Origin of the sequence: Streptomyces sp. 840.1 (assembly GCF_003751445.1) — a bacterium.
Classification (GTDB): Bacteria; Actinomycetota; Actinomycetes; order Streptomycetales; family Streptomycetaceae; genus Streptomyces.
Map to the genome: position 1 here is coordinate 4,785,136 of NZ_RJUU01000001.1, position 14,064 is coordinate 4,799,199.

Sequence of the window (14,064 nt, forward strand, 5' to 3'; positions counted from 1 at the left end):
ACCGCCCGCCGGTCCCGTGCGGGTCAGGCCGCACGGGACCGGAGAACGGCCCGGTCCGCACCTCCGAGCTGGGGGTGCGGACCGGGCCGTTCGCGTTGTTGCGTCGGTGTGGCTCAGGCCGTCGCGGGCTCCGGCCGTTCGGCGGCCGGGCCGGGCACCTGTGCGACGTCCACCGGCCGCTCGCGCTGCGACAGCAGGACGCGCACCACGCCGATCCACACCAGGCACGAGCCGAACATGTGCAGCCCGACCAGGATCTCCGGCGTGTCCGTGAAGTACTGGACGTACCCGATCACACCCTGCGCCATCAGGATCAGGAAGAGGTCGCGGGCGCGGTGCAGCGGTCCGACGGGCGCGTCGACGGCCTTCAGGACGAACCAGAGCGCGACGGTCAGCGCCACCACGACCCAGGCGAGATCGGCGTGCAGCTGCGCGATCGTCTTCCAGTCGATCGGGATGCGGTGGACGTCGCTGGAGTCCCCGGCGTGCCGGCCGGCCCCGGTGACCACCGTGCCGACGGCGATCAGTAGCCCGGCCGCGACGACCAGCAGCCAGGTCAGCTGCGAGACGGCCTTGCCGACCAGCGGACGGGGCGCCGAGTCGCCCTCCCGGGTCCGCTGCCAGGTCAGCAGGGCGATCGTGAGGAGCGCGGTGGAGAGCAGGAAGTGCGCCGCGACGGTGTACGGGTTGAGGCCCACCAGCACGACGACGCCGCCCAGGACGGCGTTGCCCATGACCACCCAGAACTGCGCCCAGCCCAGCCGCGTGACGCTGCGGCGCCAGGGCTTCGCGGAGCGGGCGGCGATGATCGCCCACCCGACCGCCGCGCACAGGACGTACGTCAGCATCCGGTTGCCGAACTCGATGGCGCCGTGGAAGCCCATCGCGCTCGTCGCCGTGAGGCTCTCGTCGGTGCACTTGGGCCAGGTGGGGCAGCCGAGACCGGAACCGGTCAGCCGCACCGCACCGCCGGTGACGACGATGGCGACGGCCATCACGACGGCCGACATCGTGGCACGGCGCACCGTCCGGGGGGACGGCGTCCAGCGCTCGGCGATGTACTGAAGCGGGTTCCGCACGGCTTGAGCGACTTCGGCTCGGTTCAGCTTGGGCACGCGCACCATCGTAGGGGGCCGCTTGTGCAAGCTTTCACGAGGGGGACGAGTTGTCTCATACGCCTACGGAGCGCGCCCGCCGGCTCACTCCCAGCGGAAGAACCGCGCCGCCGCGCCGAGGCCCAGCACCGCCCAGACGGCCAGGATGCCGAGGTCGCCCCACGGCATCGCCGCGCCGTGCTGCAGGACGTCGCGCAGGCCGTCGGAGAGGGCCGCGATCGGCAGCAGCCCCAGCACCGACTGGACCGCGTCCGGGAACTTGTCGAGCGGCACGATGACCCCGCCGCCGACCAGCAGCAGCAGGAAGACCAGGTTGGCCGCCGCGAGGGTCGCCTCCGCCTTCAGCGTCCCGGCCATCAGCAGCCCGAGACCGGAGAACGCGGCGGTGCCGAGCACGAGCAGCAGCAGGACGGCGAACGGGTTGCCGTGCGGCGACCAGCCCAGCGCGAAGGCGATCACCGTCAGCAGCACCACCTGGAGCACCTCGGTGACCAGCACGGCCAGCGTCTTGGCGGTCATCAGCCCCCAGCGCGGGAGCGGGGAGGCGCCGAGCCGCTTGAGCACCCCGTAGCGCCGCTCGAAGCCGGTGGCGATGGCCTGGCCGGTGAAGGCGGTGGACATCACGGCGAGCGCGAGGATGCCGGGCGTGAGGAAGTCGACCGGCTCGCCCGAGCCGGTGTCCACGATGTCGACCGCGCTGAACAGCACGAGCAGCAGGGTCGGGATGACCACCGTCAGCAGCAGCTGCTCGCCGTTGCGCAGCAGCATCCGGGTCTCCAGCGCGGTCTGCGCGGCGATCATCCGGGGCAGCGGGGCGGCGCCCGGCCGGGGGGTGTACGTACCGGCGCTCATGCGCGCAGCTCCTTGCCGGTCAGTTCCAGGAAGACGTCCTCCAGGGTGTGGCGCTCGACGGAGATGCCGGAGGGCATCACGCCGTTCTGCGCGCACCAGGAGGTGACGGTGGCCAGCAGCTGCGGGTCGACGTCGCCGGTGATGCGGTACGTGCCCGTGCTGAGCTCGGCCGCCTCGCTGCCGTCGGGCAGCGCCTTGAGCAGGGAGCCGAGGTCGAGGCCGGGGCGGCCGGTGAAGCGCAGGGTGTTCTCGGCGCCGCCCCGGCAGAGCATCTCCGGGCTGCCCTGGGCGACGATCCGGCCCGCGTCGATGATCGCGACGTCGTCGGCGAGCTCCTCGGCCTCGTCCATGAAGTGGGTGGTGAGCACGACCGACACGCCGTCGCCGCGCAGCTCCCGGACGAGTTCCCAGGTGGAGCGGCGGGCCTGCGGGTCGAGGCCTGCGGTCGGCTCGTCCAGGAAGACCAGCTCGGGGCGGCCGACGACGGCCATCGCCAGGGCGAGCCGCTGCTGCTGGCCGCCGGAGAGCCGGCGGTAGGTGGTGCGGCCGCAGCCGCCGAGGCCCAGCCGCTCGATCAGGGCGTCCACGTCGAGCGGGTGGGCGTGCAGTTTCGCCATGTGCCGGAGCATCTCGTCGGCGCGGGCGCCGGAGTAGACGCCGCCGGACTGGAGCATCACGCCGATGCGGGGGCGCAGCCGCGCCGCGTCGGTGACGGGATCCAGACCGAGGACCCGGACCGTGCCTTCGTCCGGACGGCGGTATCCCTCGCATGTCTCGATCGTGGTGGTCTTGCCGGCGCCGTTGGGGCCGAGGACCGCGGTCACCGCACCGGCCGCCATGCACAGGTCGAGGCCGTCCACCGCGGTCTTCGCGCCGTACCGCTTCACCAGGCCGCGGACCTGGACAGCGGGGCCGGAGGGGGGTGGGGCGGGCTCGCTCTTCATGAGCGGTAAGTCTAGGCAGCCGCCCGCCGGGACCCCGTCGCGGGGCTTGATTAGGTAACCCTAAGTGATCGATTACACCCTTGATCGTTTCTGACCGTGGTTGTCAGGGCCGAGGGAATTACGCAACAATGGCGTTGTGAAATACGTTGGCGAGGCTCCGCAGGAGGAACTCGCGACCGGTGAGCGTTCGACGCGCAACCGGATCGCGCGCTCCGTCCTGGACCACGGCCCGTCCACCGCCGCCGATCTCGCGAAGCGCCTGGGGCTCACCCAGGCCGCCGTCCGCCGCCAGCTCGACGCCCTCGTCTCCGACGATGTCGTCGAGGCCCGCGAGCAGCGGGTGTACGGGACGCGGACCCGTGGCCGCCCGGCCAAGGTGTTCGCCCTGACCGCCTGCGGCCGGGACGCCTTCGACCAGTCCTACGACCAGCTCGCGGCGGACGCCCTGCGCTGGATCGCCGAGAGCGCGGGCGAGGAGGCGGTCATGGCGTTCGCCCGTGCCAGGGTGGCCGGCCAGTCCGCCGCCTACCGCGCGGCGATCGAGGCCGCCGACCCCGAAACCCGTACGGACGCGCTGGCCAAGGCCTTGTCCGCCGACGGGTACGCTGCTACGGCGCGCAGCGCGCCGGACCCGCAGCAGGGTGAGCAGTTGTGCCAGCACCACTGCCCGGTCGCACACGTCGCCGAGCAGTACCCGCAGCTGTGCGAGGCGGAGACGGAGATCTTCTCCAGCCTCCTGGGGACCCATGTGCAGCGTCTCGCCACGATCGCCCACGGCGACGGGGTGTGTACGACCTACATCCCGCGCAGCGCTCACACCACCCCGCAATCCACTGATTCAGCATCCACCAGCAAGTCCGGGAGGAACCCCGCATGACGCTCCCTACGGAGACTGCCCACCCTGAGCTCGATGGCCTGGGCACGTACGAATTCGGCTGGGCCGACTCCGACGCGGCAGGCGCGGCGGCCAAGCGCGGCCTCTCCGAGGCTGTCGTCCGCGACATCTCGGACAAGAAGAACGAGCCGGAGTGGATGCTGAAGCTGCGGCTCAAGGGCCTCAAGCTCTTCGGCAAGAAGCCCATGCCGAACTGGGGCTCGGACCTCTCGGGCATCGACTTCGACAACATCAAGTACTTCGTGCGTTCCACGGAGAAGCAGGCGGAGTCCTGGGAGGACCTGCCCGAGGACATCAAGAACACCTACGACAAGCTCGGCATCCCGGAGGCGGAGAAGCAGCGCCTGGTCGCCGGTGTCGCCGCGCAGTACGAGTCCGAGGTCGTCTACCACCAGATCAACGAGGAGCTGGAGGCGCAGGGTGTCATCTTCATGGACACCGACACCGCGCTGAAGGAGCACCCGGAGCTCTTCAAGGAGTACTTCGGCACCGTCATCCCCGTCGGTGACAACAAGTTCGCCTCGCTGAACTCGGCCGTGTGGTCCGGCGGCTCGTTCATCTACGTGCCGAAGGGCGTGCACGTCGAGATCCCGCTCCAGGCCTACTTCCGTATCAACACCGAGAACATGGGCCAGTTCGAGCGGACGCTGATCATCGTCGACGAGGACGCCTACGTCCACTACGTCGAGGGCTGCACCGCGCCGATCTACTCCTCGGACTCGCTGCACTCCGCGGTCGTCGAGATCATCGTGAAGAAGGGCGGCCGCTGCCGCTACACGACGATCCAGAACTGGTCGAACAACGTCTACAACCTGGTGACCAAGCGCGCCGTCGCCTACGAGGGCGCGACCATGGAGTGGGTCGACGGCAACATCGGCTCCAAGGTCACCATGAAGTACCCGGCCATCTACCTGATGGGCGAGCACGCCAAGGGCGAGACCCTGTCCATCGCCTTCGCGGGCGAGGGCCAGCACCAGGACGCCGGCGCCAAGATGGTCCACATGGCCCCGAACACCTCGTCCAACATCGTCTCCAAGTCGGTGGCACGAGGCGGCGGCCGCACCTCCTACCGAGGTCTCATCGAGATCGGCGAGGGCGCGCCGGGCGCGAAGTCCAACGTGCTCTGTGACGCGCTGCTGGTCGACACGATCTCGCGTTCCGACACCTACCCCTACGTCGACGTCCGCGAGGACGACGTGTCGATGGGGCACGAGGCGACCGTCTCCAAGGTCTCCGAGGACCAGCTCTTCTACCTGATGAGCCGGGGCATGACCGAGTTCGAGGCGATGGCGATGATCGTGCGCGGCTTCGTGGAGCCGATCGCGAAGGAGCTCCCCATGGAGTACGCCCTTGAGCTCAACCGGCTGATCGAGCTGCAGATGGAGGGTTCGGTCGGCTAGTACGCCGACGACCGAATCCCCCTGACATCTGTCTGACTGAGAAAGCGAGCACTACGACAGCCATGGCTGAGGCTCAGAACATCCCGGCGGGTTCCAGCACCGCCGGCTCCATCGCGGTGGCCGCCGAGTCGACCGTCGCCACGCGCATGAGCGCGCCCCCGTCCTTCGACGTCGCGGACTTCCCGGTCCCGCACGGCCGCGAGGAGGAGTGGCGGTTCACGCCGCTGGAGCGGCTGCGCGGACTGCACGACGGCACGGCCGTCGCCACCGGCGACGGCGTGAAGGTCGCGATCGAGGCCCCCTCGGGCGTCACGGTCGAGACCGTCGGCCGCGACGACGCCCGCCTGGGCAAGGCCGGTACGCCGGTGGACCGGGTGGCCGCGCAGGCCTACTCGTCCTTCGAGCAGGCCTCCGTCGTCTCCGTCGACAAGGAAGCCGTGCTCACCGAGCCGATCCGGATCACGGTGCACGGCGAGGGCGGGGTGGCCTACGGCCACCAGGTCATCGAGCTGGGCGCCTTCGCCGAGGCCGTCGTCGTCATCGACCACACCGGTGACGCGGTGCTCGCCGCCAACGTCGACTACGTCCTGGGCGACGGTGCGAAGCTGACCGTCGTCTCGGTCCAGGACTGGGACGAGAGCGCCGTCCACGTCGGCCAGCACAACGCGCTGGTCGGCCGGGACGCCTCGTTCAAGTCCATCGTCGTCACCTTCGGCGGCGACGTCGTCCGCATCCACCCGCGGATCGCGTACGCGGGCCCCGGCGGCGAGGCCGAGCTGTTCGGCCTGTACTTCACCGACAAGGGCCAGCACCAGGAGCACCGCCTCCTGGTCGACCACAACACCCCGCACTGCAAGTCCAACGTGGCCTACAAGGGCGCGCTGCAGGGCGACGGCGCGCACGCCGTGTGGATCGGTGACGTCCTGATCCAGGCCGCCGCCGAGGGCACCGACACCTACGAGATGAACCGCAACCTGGTTCTCACCGACGGTGCCCGGGTCGACTCGGTGCCGAACCTGGAGATCGAGACCGGCGAGATCGTCGGCGCCGGCCACGCCTCCGCGACCGGCCGCTTCGACGACGAGCAGCTGTTCTACCTCCAGTCCCGAGGCATCCCCGCCGAGGAGGCCCGCCGCCTCGTCGTGCGCGGCTTCTTCGCCGAGCTGGTGCAGCAGATCGGCCTGCCGGACGTCGAGGCCCGTCTCCTCGACAAGATCGAGGCCGAGCTGAAGGCGTCGGTCTGATGGCCTTCGTCAAAGCCTGTGCGCTGAGCGAGCTGGAGGACGACACCCCCAAGCGGGTGGAGCTCGACGGCACGCCGGTGTCCGTCGTCCGCACCGAGGGCGAGGTGTTCGCGATCAACGACATCTGCTCGCACGCGAACGTCTCGTTGTCCGAGGGCGAGGTCGAGGACTGCATGATCGAGTGCTGGCTGCACGGATCGAGCTTCGACCTGCGCACCGGCAAGCCGTCCGGCCTTCCCGCGACGCGCCCCGTCCCCGTATACCCCGTCAAGATCCAAGGGGACGATGTGCTCGTCTCCGTCACACAGGAGACCTGAGTCACCCATGGCAACGCTTGAAATCCGCGACCTGCACGTCACCGTCGAGGCCGACAACGCCACGAAGGAGATCCTCAAGGGCGTCGACCTGACCGTGAAGCAGGGCGAGACCCACGCCATCATGGGCCCCAACGGGTCCGGCAAGTCCACCCTCGCCTACTCCCTCGCAGGCCACCCCAAGTACACGGTCACGAGCGGCACGGTGACCCTGGACGGCGAGGACGTCCTGGAGATGACCGTCGACGAGCGCGCCCGCGCCGGTCTGTTCCTCGCCATGCAGTACCCGGTCGAGATCCCCGGTGTCTCGGTCTCCAACTTCCTGCGCACCTCCGCCACCGCCGTCCGCGGCGAGGCGCCCAAGCTGCGTACCTGGGTGAAGGAGGTCAAGGAGGCGATGTCCGAGCTCCAGATGGACCCCGCCTTCGCCGAGCGCAACGTCAACGAGGGCTTCTCCGGCGGCGAGAAGAAGCGCCACGAGATCCTTCAGCTGGAGCTCCTCAAGCCGAAGGTCGCGATCCTCGACGAGACCGACTCCGGTCTGGACGTCGACGCGCTGAAGACCGTCTCCGAGGGCGTCAACCGGGTCCGTGAGTCCGGCGAGGTCGGCACGCTGCTGATCACGCACTACACGCGCATCCTCAAGTACATCAAGCCCGACTTCGTGCACGTCTTCGCCAACGGCCGCATCGCCGCGTCCGGTGGCGCCGAACTGGCCGACAAGCTGGAGAACGAGGGCTACGAGGCCTACACGAAGGGTGGCGCTTCCGCGTGACTGACGCCCGACAGGGGCTCTCCGGCCTCCTCGACACCGAGGCGATCCGCAAGGACTTCCCGATCCTGGACCGCACGGTCCACGACGGCAAGAAGATCGTGTACCTGGACAGCGCTGCGACCTCGCAGAAGCCGCGCCAGGTGCTCGATGCCCTCAACGAGTACTACGAGCGGCACAACGCCAATGTGCACCGCGGCGTGTACACGATCGCGGAAGAGGCCACGGCGCTGTACGAAGGCGCCCGTGACAAGGTCGCCGCGTTCATCAACGCGCCCAGCCGCAACGAGGTGATCTTCACCAAGAACGCCTCGGAGTCGCTCAACCTCGTGGCGAACATGCTCGGCTGGGCCGACGAGCCCTACCGGGTCGACCACGAGACCGAGATCGTCACCACGGAGATGGAGCACCACTCCAACATCGTGCCGTGGCAGCTGCTCTCGCAGCGCACCGGCGCGAAGCTGAAGTGGTTCGGCATCACCGACGACGGCCGGCTCGACCTGTCCAACATCAACGAGATCATCACCGAGAAGACGAAGATCGTCTCCTTCACGCTGGTCTCGAACATCATGGGCACGATCAACCCGGTCGAGCAGATCGTCCGGCGCGCCCAGGAAGTCGGCGCGCTGGTCTGCATCGACGCCTCGCAGGCCGCCCCGCACATGGTGCTCGACGTGCAGGCGCTGCAGGCCGACTTCGTGGCCTTCACCGGCCACAAGATGGTCGGCCCGACCGGCATCGGCGTGCTCTGGGGACGGCAGGAGCTCCTGGAGGACCTGCCGCCGTTCCTCGGCGGCGGCGAGATGATCGAGACCGTGTCGATGCACTCCTCGACCTACGCCCCGGCGCCGCACAAGTTCGAGGCCGGTACGCCCCCGATCGCCCAGGCCGTCGGCCTCGGCGCGGCCGTGGACTACCTCTCGGCGATCGGCATGGAGAACATCCACCGCCACGAGCAGGCGATCACCGAGTACGCGGTGAAGCGGCTCCTGGAGGTCCCGGACCTCAGGATCATCGGTCCGGCCACCGCCGAGGACCGGGGGGCCACGATCTCCTTCACGCTCGGCGACATCCACCCGCACGACGTGGGCCAGGTGCTCGACGAGCAGGGCATCGCGGTCCGGGTCGGACACCACTGCGCACGGCCGGTCTGCCTGCGGTACGGAATTCCTGCGACGACGCGAGCGTCGTTCTATCTGTACTCCACGCCCGCCGAGGTCGACGCCCTGGTGGACGGCCTGGAACACGTCCGGAACTTTTTCGGTTAGACAGCGGCGAGGGTTGACTGGTGAAGCTTGATTCCATGTACCAGGAAGTGATCCTGGACCACTACAAGCACCCCCACGGGCGCGGCCTGCGGGACGGCGACGCCGAGGTGCATCACGTCAATCCGACGTGCGGTGACGAGATCACGCTGCGCGTACGGTACGACGGCGAGACCATCGCCGATGTGAGTTACGAGGGCCAGGGCTGCTCCATCAGCCAGGCCAGCGCCTCCGTGCTGAACGAGCTGCTGGTAGGCAAGGAACTGGGCGAGGCGCAGAAGATCCAGGCCGCGTTCCTGGAGCTGATGCAGTCCAAGGGACAGCTGGAGCCGGACGACGCGATGGAGGAGGTACTGGAGGACGCGGTCGCGTTCGCCGGTGTCTCCAAGTACCCGGCCCGGGTCAAATGCGCGCTGCTGAGCTGGATGGCGTGGAAGGACGCGACGGCGAAGGCGCTGTCCGAAGGGAAGACGGCATGAGCGACAACGAGACTCTCACCACCAAGCCTGCCTCCGAGGAGGAGGTCCGCGAGGCCCTGTACGACGTCGTCGACCCCGAGCTGGGCATCGATGTCGTCAACCTGGGCCTGATCTACGGCATCCACGTGGACGACGCCAACATCGCCACCCTCGACATGACCCTGACGTCGGCGGCCTGCCCGCTGACCGATGTCATCGAGGACCAGGCGAAGTCGGCCACCGACGGCATCGTCAACGAGCTCCGGATCAACTGGGTCTGGATGCCGCCGTGGGGCCCGGACAAGATCACGGACGACGGCCGCGAGCAGCTGCGCGCGCTGGGCTTCAACGTCTGAGTCCCACCCGTACGACCTGAACGGCCCCCGGTACCGCTGGAATCCCAGTGGCGCCGGGGGTCGTTCGTCGTTGTTCGCCCGCCGTATCCCCGGTGTGCGCCGCGCGTTGGTGCAGGATGCGGAACCTGATCCCCGACACCACGCCGACGAGAGGCACACCGTGCTGCATCAGCTTGTCCTCCCTCACCGCCGGACCGTCGCCGCCGCGGGAGGGGCGCTGGCGCTGGCCGCCCTCGGTCTCGCCGCGCCCGCGCACGCCGCGAGCTACGGGACACCGACGATCACGCTGTCGGCCGGCTACCTCTCCGGCGCCGTCGGCGCGAGCGCCGACCCGGTGGTCACGGTCACCGTCGGGCAGAGCGGCGCGGATGTGTCCGCCCTCGGCGTGGCGGCGTCGGCCAGCTCCAAGTCCTCCGTCGCCGCGACCGGCGATGTGACGGTGAGCGGTACGGGCGCCACCCGCCAGCTCCGGGTCGCCGCCCACGCCCGCGGCTACACCGACCTCACGATCAAGGTCACCGGCCTCGGCGGGAAGACCGCCACCAAGTCCCTGCACTACGCCGCGTCCGCCGCCGTGCAGAACGCCGCCGACACCCGCTACCTCACCGGCTCCTCGGACGCCTCGGCGGCGGTCGACGTCGGCGGCGGGTACCTGGTGGTGGCCGACGACGAGACCAACACGCTCCGCCTCTACGACGGTTCGGCCTCCGGCGCCCCCGTCCGCAGCTGGGACGTCGCCTCGAAGCTGGGCGTCTCCAAGGAGGTCGACATCGAGGGCGCGGCCCGGGTCGGGAACACCATCTACTGGACCGGTTCGCTGGGCAACAACAAGGACGGCGAGTACAAGTCCGACCGCAACACCGTCTTCACGACCACGGTGAGCGGCTCCGGCGCGTCCACCCAGCTGACGGTGGGCGGCAAGTACAAGAAGCTCCGCGACGACCTGGTCGCCTGGGACAAGGCGAACGGCAACCGCTACGGCTTCGCGGCGGGCACCGAGGACGGCGAGGTCCCCAAGCAGATCGACGGCTTCAACGTCGAGGGCCTGGAGTTCGCCCCCGGCTCCACGACCACCGCCTACATCGGCTTCCGCGCCCCGCTCGTCCCGCCGAAGGGCGGCGGCAAGGCGCTGATCGTGCCCGTCACCAACTTCGACAAGGTGGCCGGCTCCGGCGCGAAGGCGACGATCGGTACCCCGATCGAACTGGACCTCGGCGGGCTCAGCATCCGCGACATCCGCAAGAACTCCGCCGACCAGTACCTGATCGTGGCCGGTTCCTGGGCGGCGGACGACAACTCCGACCCGTACGCCCTCTACTCCTGGGACGGCATCGCCGGACACGCCCCCCAGAAGCGGCTCGACCTGCCGACCGCCGACCCGGGCGGCTGGGAGGCCGTGGTCACCGTCCCCGACCTGAACACGCCCGGCGCCCGCGCCCAGCTGCTCACGGACGCGGGCTCGGCCGACCTGTACGGCGACGGTACGGAGGCCAAGGACCTCGACCACGACGAGTGGAAGAAGTCCCGCGCCACCTGGTTCACCGTCAACGGCTGACCGGGTCCGCGAAGCCCCCGTCGTACGGCCGTGCCCGCCGGTTCACCCGGCGGGCACGGCCGTTTCACTGTCCGTCGTCCTGCCCGGCCGCAGTGACCGTCCGCACGCAGTCGCGCAGGAGAGCGCGGCGGCGGTCGTGCACGTCGTCGGGTTCCTGGCTGCTCGCCGCGTAGACGTTGCTGACCGGGGACCAGGCCATGGACATGGAGATGACCATGGCCATGATGTCGAACGGATCGCCGGCGCGGACCCGCCCGGCGGCCTGGGCCTCGGCGATGGCCGAGAGCTTGCGATCATCGTAGTGCTCGTGCGTCTCGACCAGGTGCCCGGCGGGGCGGCGCTCCAGCCGGGTCCAGGTCGCCAGCCGGATCAGGTCGGGGCGGCGCAGGTACTCGTCGTAGAGGCGTACGGCCCAGTCCGCCAGGTCGTCGGCGTCGATGGGAACGACGTTGGTGATGCGCTCCAGCGAGCCGAGGAAGATGGCGTCGAAGAGCCGCTCCTTGTCCCCGAAGTAGGCATAGAGCTGAGCCTTGTTGGTCCGGGCCGAGGCCACGATGCGGTCGATGCGCGCCCCGGCGATGCCGTGCTGGGCGAACTCCTCGGTGGCGGCGTCCAGGATGCGCTGGTAGGTCGCGGCGCCTCGCGCGGTCTGTGGCTGTTCCGGCATGCCGCGATGCTAGCAAACAGAACAGTCTGTTTGCTTCGTTGTGCGACCGCGCCTACTGTCGAATAGACCAAACAGTCTATTTAAGGATTCAACTATGCGTACGACCACCGGCTGGCAGGCGGCGGGCCCGGCAACGCTGCGGCGCACCTCGCTGGAGCGCCGCGACCTGCGCCCGGACGACCTCGCGGTGCGGGTGGACTACTGCGGCGTCTGCCACACGGACCTGCACGCGCTGGGCGCCCACGACCAGGACGCGAAGTCCCCCCTGGTCCCCGGCCACGAGTTCACCGGCACGGTGACGGCGACCGGCCCCGAGGTGACCGCCTTCTCGGTCGGTGACGGCGTCGCGGTGGGCAACATCATCGACTCCTGCGGCGCGTGCGCCATGTGCGAAGCCGGGCAGGAGAACTTCTGCCACTCGTTCCCGACCCTGACGTACGGCGGCACCGACCGGCACGACGGGACGACCACCCTGGGCGGCTACTCCCGCGAGTACGTCGTACGCGAGGCCTTCGCGTACGCACTTCCCGCCGGGCTCGACCCGGCGGCGGCCGCGCCGCTGATGTGCGCCGGAGTCACCGTCTGGGAGCCCCTGCACGCCCTGGGCGTGGGTCCGGGCAGTCGGGTCGCGGTGGCCGGACTCGGCGGCCTCGGCCACCTCGCCGTCAAGATGGCCGTGGCACTCGGCGCCACCACGACGGTCATCAGCCGTACCGGGGACAAGCGCGACGACGCCCGCCGGCTCGGCGCCCACGCACTTGTCGAGTCCACGGACAGCCGGCAGATGGACGCGGCGCGCGACACCTTCGACGTCATCATCGACACCGTCTCCGCGCCGCACGACCTCGCCCCGTACCTCAAGCTGGTGGCGATGGACGGCACGCTCAGCATCGTCGGACACCTGGGCCCGGTCGGCATCGAGGCCATGGACCTGCTCGTCGGCCGCAAGAAGCTCAGCTCCGCAGGCAGCGGAGGGCGGCCCGCGACAGCCGAGATGCTCCGGTTCTGCGCGGCCCACGGCATCGTCGCCGATGTCGAGGTGCTCCCGTCGGCACAGGTGGAAACGGCACTCGACCGCCTCGGCCGCAACGACGTCCGGTACCGCTTCGTGCTCGACATGTCCGATCTGGACTGACGAGGATGCCGGTGCGGCGTGCCGCACCGGCTGAGGGCTGCTGGTGAACGTGCGAAACGGCGCCCGTGAGACCTTTGACCGAGCGCGACATCGACGGACGATGGCGCAAGGGAGCGGGTCCGCGCGGCGAGGCGGGCCGCTGATGCGTACCGACAACAGGGAGCGTTCTTTCCGATGCCCGCACACTCCACAGGTACCGAGCGCACTGCTTCCGCGTCCGCCGCGGGCATGGACGTTCCCTTGCTCAACTCTCCTCTCGTCAAGGCGGTGTTCAGGGACGTCACCCCGCTGCACGTCTCGCGGTCGGCCGCTCGGGCTGCCGAGTCGGTGACGCGGACAGTGCTGACGGGCATCATTGACGGCGCGCTGCGAGCGGCGGAGGAGGAGGCCCGGAAGAAGCTGCTTCCCAAGGACCTCGTGACAGCCATCGACCGGGACGTCGAGCTTGAGGTGGGAGGCGGCTGGTACCGCCACAGTCCTACGTTCAGGGGGCTGACCGGCGTCGTGCGTGACGCGGAGGGCAGCGTCGTACACGCTCCCAAGCGCAGCAGGTCACGCAAGTCGAGTGCGGTGCTGGGCGCCCACAGGTTCGAGGGCGGTATCAAGAAGCTCCTGCGCAACCGGGGTACGGCAGCTGTCCCGGCGATGGTGCGCGATTTGGACGGGCTCGCGAGCGTCTTCCTGACGGACCTGGCCCGGGACGCGGCCATGGTCGCCCGGGAGGGCGGGATCAAACGATTCGGCACGGTCGCCTTGACGACGCCGGGCGAACCGGCTGACACGGGGTCGTCCGCGCCGCAATCCCTTCTGGCCCTGTCCACCCGCACGGGAGACGGGCGAACCATCGGCACGGACGACGTCCTGGCCGCCACCATGATTCAGTTGTTCGGCGAAGTCAGGCAGCGAGCCCTCGCCGCAGCACGCGAAGCGACAGGGACCGGTTCGGACGGCTGAGCAGGGCTGCGGAGTTCGCCGCACACGGACGCGGGCAGGGCCGACCTGCGGTTCACCGTCAACGGATGACCGGGGCAGCCGCTCGTCCGGCTGCCCCGGACCCGCCGCCCGGCCAGCGTCACCAGCAGCCCGGCCGCG

General features: G+C 69.7%; 15 protein-coding genes. 11 read left to right on the forward strand and 4 right to left on the reverse strand.

Going from position 1 to position 14,064, the window contains the following annotated elements:
• Positions 1 to 113 precede the first annotated feature (113 nt).
• The 3 genes from EDD93_RS21825 to EDD93_RS21835 all read right to left on the reverse strand — a co-directional run bounded on the left by EDD93_RS21825 (position 114) and on the right by EDD93_RS21835 (position 2,911).
• On the reverse strand, positions 114 to 1,124 hold the full coding sequence (locus EDD93_RS21825; RefSeq protein WP_123526753.1) for a heme A synthase: 1,011 nt from the start codon (positions 1,122 to 1,124) through the stop codon (positions 114 to 116).
• Between the two features lie 75 nt (positions 1,125 to 1,199).
• The gene (locus tag EDD93_RS21830; protein ID WP_123526754.1) at positions 1,200 to 1,967 is read right to left on the reverse strand and encodes an ABC transporter permease; all 768 of its coding nucleotides are present in this window, start codon (positions 1,965 to 1,967) and stop codon (positions 1,200 to 1,202) included.
• Positions 1,964 to 2,911 (reverse strand): ABC transporter ATP-binding protein, encoded by a 948-nt coding sequence (locus tag EDD93_RS21835; RefSeq protein WP_123526755.1) that lies wholly within the window; start codon positions 2,909 to 2,911, stop codon positions 1,964 to 1,966. Before EDD93_RS21835 ends, EDD93_RS21830 begins: the two co-directional genes overlap by 4 nt.
• A 136-nt stretch (positions 2,912 to 3,047) precedes the next feature.
• On the opposite strand from EDD93_RS21835, the gene EDD93_RS21840 reads away from it, so the two are divergent.
• The 9 genes from EDD93_RS21840 (at position 3,048) to EDD93_RS21880 (ending at position 11,170) form a co-directional block, all read left to right on the forward strand.
• Complete coding sequence (locus EDD93_RS21840) at positions 3,048 to 3,788, forward strand: metalloregulator ArsR/SmtB family transcription factor (protein ID WP_123526756.1); 741 nt, start codon at positions 3,048 to 3,050, stop codon at positions 3,786 to 3,788.
• Complete coding sequence (gene sufB, locus EDD93_RS21845) at positions 3,785 to 5,206, forward strand: Fe-S cluster assembly protein SufB (protein ID WP_073735375.1); 1,422 nt, start codon at positions 3,785 to 3,787, stop codon at positions 5,204 to 5,206. Before EDD93_RS21840 ends, sufB begins: the two co-directional genes overlap by 4 nt.
• 62 nt (positions 5,207 to 5,268) lie before the next feature.
• Positions 5,269 to 6,450: a Fe-S cluster assembly protein SufD gene (gene sufD, locus EDD93_RS21850; RefSeq protein WP_123526757.1), complete on the forward strand. Its 1,182-nt coding sequence runs from the start codon at positions 5,269 to 5,271 to the stop codon at positions 6,448 to 6,450.
• Positions 6,450 to 6,767: a bifunctional 3-phenylpropionate/cinnamic acid dioxygenase ferredoxin subunit gene (locus EDD93_RS21855; RefSeq protein WP_024492618.1), complete on the forward strand. Its 318-nt coding sequence runs from the start codon at positions 6,450 to 6,452 to the stop codon at positions 6,765 to 6,767. The genes sufD and EDD93_RS21855 overlap by 1 nt, the downstream gene beginning before the upstream one ends.
• A 7-nt stretch (positions 6,768 to 6,774) precedes the next feature.
• Positions 6,775 to 7,539: a Fe-S cluster assembly ATPase SufC gene (sufC, locus tag EDD93_RS21860; RefSeq protein ID WP_123526758.1), complete on the forward strand. Its 765-nt coding sequence runs from the start codon at positions 6,775 to 6,777 to the stop codon at positions 7,537 to 7,539.
• A complete protein-coding gene (locus tag EDD93_RS21865) occupies positions 7,536 to 8,804 on the forward strand; it encodes a cysteine desulfurase (RefSeq protein ID WP_073735372.1) in 1,269 nt (422 codons plus the stop codon). The genes sufC and EDD93_RS21865 overlap by 4 nt, the downstream gene beginning before the upstream one ends.
• Positions 8,805 to 8,824: 20 nt before the next feature.
• Positions 8,825 to 9,280: a Fe-S cluster assembly sulfur transfer protein SufU gene (gene sufU / locus EDD93_RS21870; protein ID WP_024492621.1), complete on the forward strand. Its 456-nt coding sequence runs from the start codon at positions 8,825 to 8,827 to the stop codon at positions 9,278 to 9,280.
• Complete coding sequence (locus EDD93_RS21875) at positions 9,277 to 9,615, forward strand: metal-sulfur cluster assembly factor (protein ID WP_056783575.1); 339 nt, start codon at positions 9,277 to 9,279, stop codon at positions 9,613 to 9,615. Before sufU ends, EDD93_RS21875 begins: the two co-directional genes overlap by 4 nt.
• Before the next feature lie 160 nt (positions 9,616 to 9,775).
• Entirely contained in the window at positions 9,776 to 11,170 is a 1,395-nt protein-coding gene (locus EDD93_RS21880) for a DUF3616 domain-containing protein (protein ID WP_123526759.1), read from the forward strand.
• 64 nt (positions 11,171 to 11,234) lie between these two features.
• On the opposite strand, the gene EDD93_RS21885 is transcribed toward EDD93_RS21880, so the two are convergent.
• The gene (locus EDD93_RS21885; protein WP_123526760.1) at positions 11,235 to 11,837 is read right to left on the reverse strand and encodes a TetR/AcrR family transcriptional regulator; all 603 of its coding nucleotides are present in this window, start codon (positions 11,835 to 11,837) and stop codon (positions 11,235 to 11,237) included.
• Positions 11,838 to 11,931: 94 nt separating this feature from the next.
• On the opposite strand from EDD93_RS21885, the gene EDD93_RS21890 reads away from it, so the two are divergent.
• Together EDD93_RS21890 and EDD93_RS21895 are read left to right on the forward strand one after the other, a co-directional pair.
• Positions 11,932 to 12,972, forward strand: coding sequence for an NAD(P)-dependent alcohol dehydrogenase (locus EDD93_RS21890; protein ID WP_123526761.1), 1,041 nt, complete (start codon positions 11,932 to 11,934; stop codon positions 12,970 to 12,972).
• Positions 12,973 to 13,200: 228 nt separating this feature from the next.
• Positions 13,201 to 13,926 carry a hypothetical protein gene (locus EDD93_RS21895; protein ID WP_260255808.1) on the forward strand — a complete coding sequence of 242 codons (726 nt, stop codon included), beginning with the start codon at positions 13,201 to 13,203 and terminating at the stop codon, positions 13,924 to 13,926.
• The last annotated feature ends 138 nt before the right edge of the window (positions 13,927 to 14,064 follow it).

Coding starts and splice junctions, on each gene's coding strand:
- EDD93_RS21825 (WP_123526753.1), bottom strand. CDS start 1,124: ATGGTGCGCGTGCCCAAGCTGAACCGAGCCGAAGTCGCTCAAGCCGTG.
- EDD93_RS21830 (WP_123526754.1), bottom strand. CDS start 1,967: ATGAGCGCCGGTACGTACACCCCCCGGCCGGGCGCCGCCCCGCTGCCC.
- EDD93_RS21835 (WP_123526755.1), bottom strand. CDS start 2,911: ATGAAGAGCGAGCCCGCCCCACCCCCCTCCGGCCCCGCTGTCCAGGTC.
- sufB (WP_073735375.1), top strand. CDS start 3,785: ATGACGCTCCCTACGGAGACTGCCCACCCTGAGCTCGATGGCCTGGGC.
- sufD (WP_123526757.1), top strand. CDS start 5,269: ATGGCTGAGGCTCAGAACATCCCGGCGGGTTCCAGCACCGCCGGCTCC.
- EDD93_RS21855 (WP_024492618.1), top strand. CDS start 6,450: ATGGCCTTCGTCAAAGCCTGTGCGCTGAGCGAGCTGGAGGACGACACC.
- sufC (WP_123526758.1), top strand. CDS start 6,775: ATGGCAACGCTTGAAATCCGCGACCTGCACGTCACCGTCGAGGCCGAC.
- EDD93_RS21875 (WP_056783575.1), top strand. CDS start 9,277: ATGAGCGACAACGAGACTCTCACCACCAAGCCTGCCTCCGAGGAGGAG.
- EDD93_RS21885 (WP_123526760.1), bottom strand. CDS start 11,837: ATGCCGGAACAGCCACAGACCGCGCGAGGCGCCGCGACCTACCAGCGC.
- EDD93_RS21890 (WP_123526761.1), top strand. CDS start 11,932: ATGCGTACGACCACCGGCTGGCAGGCGGCGGGCCCGGCAACGCTGCGG.
- EDD93_RS21895 (WP_260255808.1), top strand. CDS start 13,201: ATGGACGTTCCCTTGCTCAACTCTCCTCTCGTCAAGGCGGTGTTCAGG.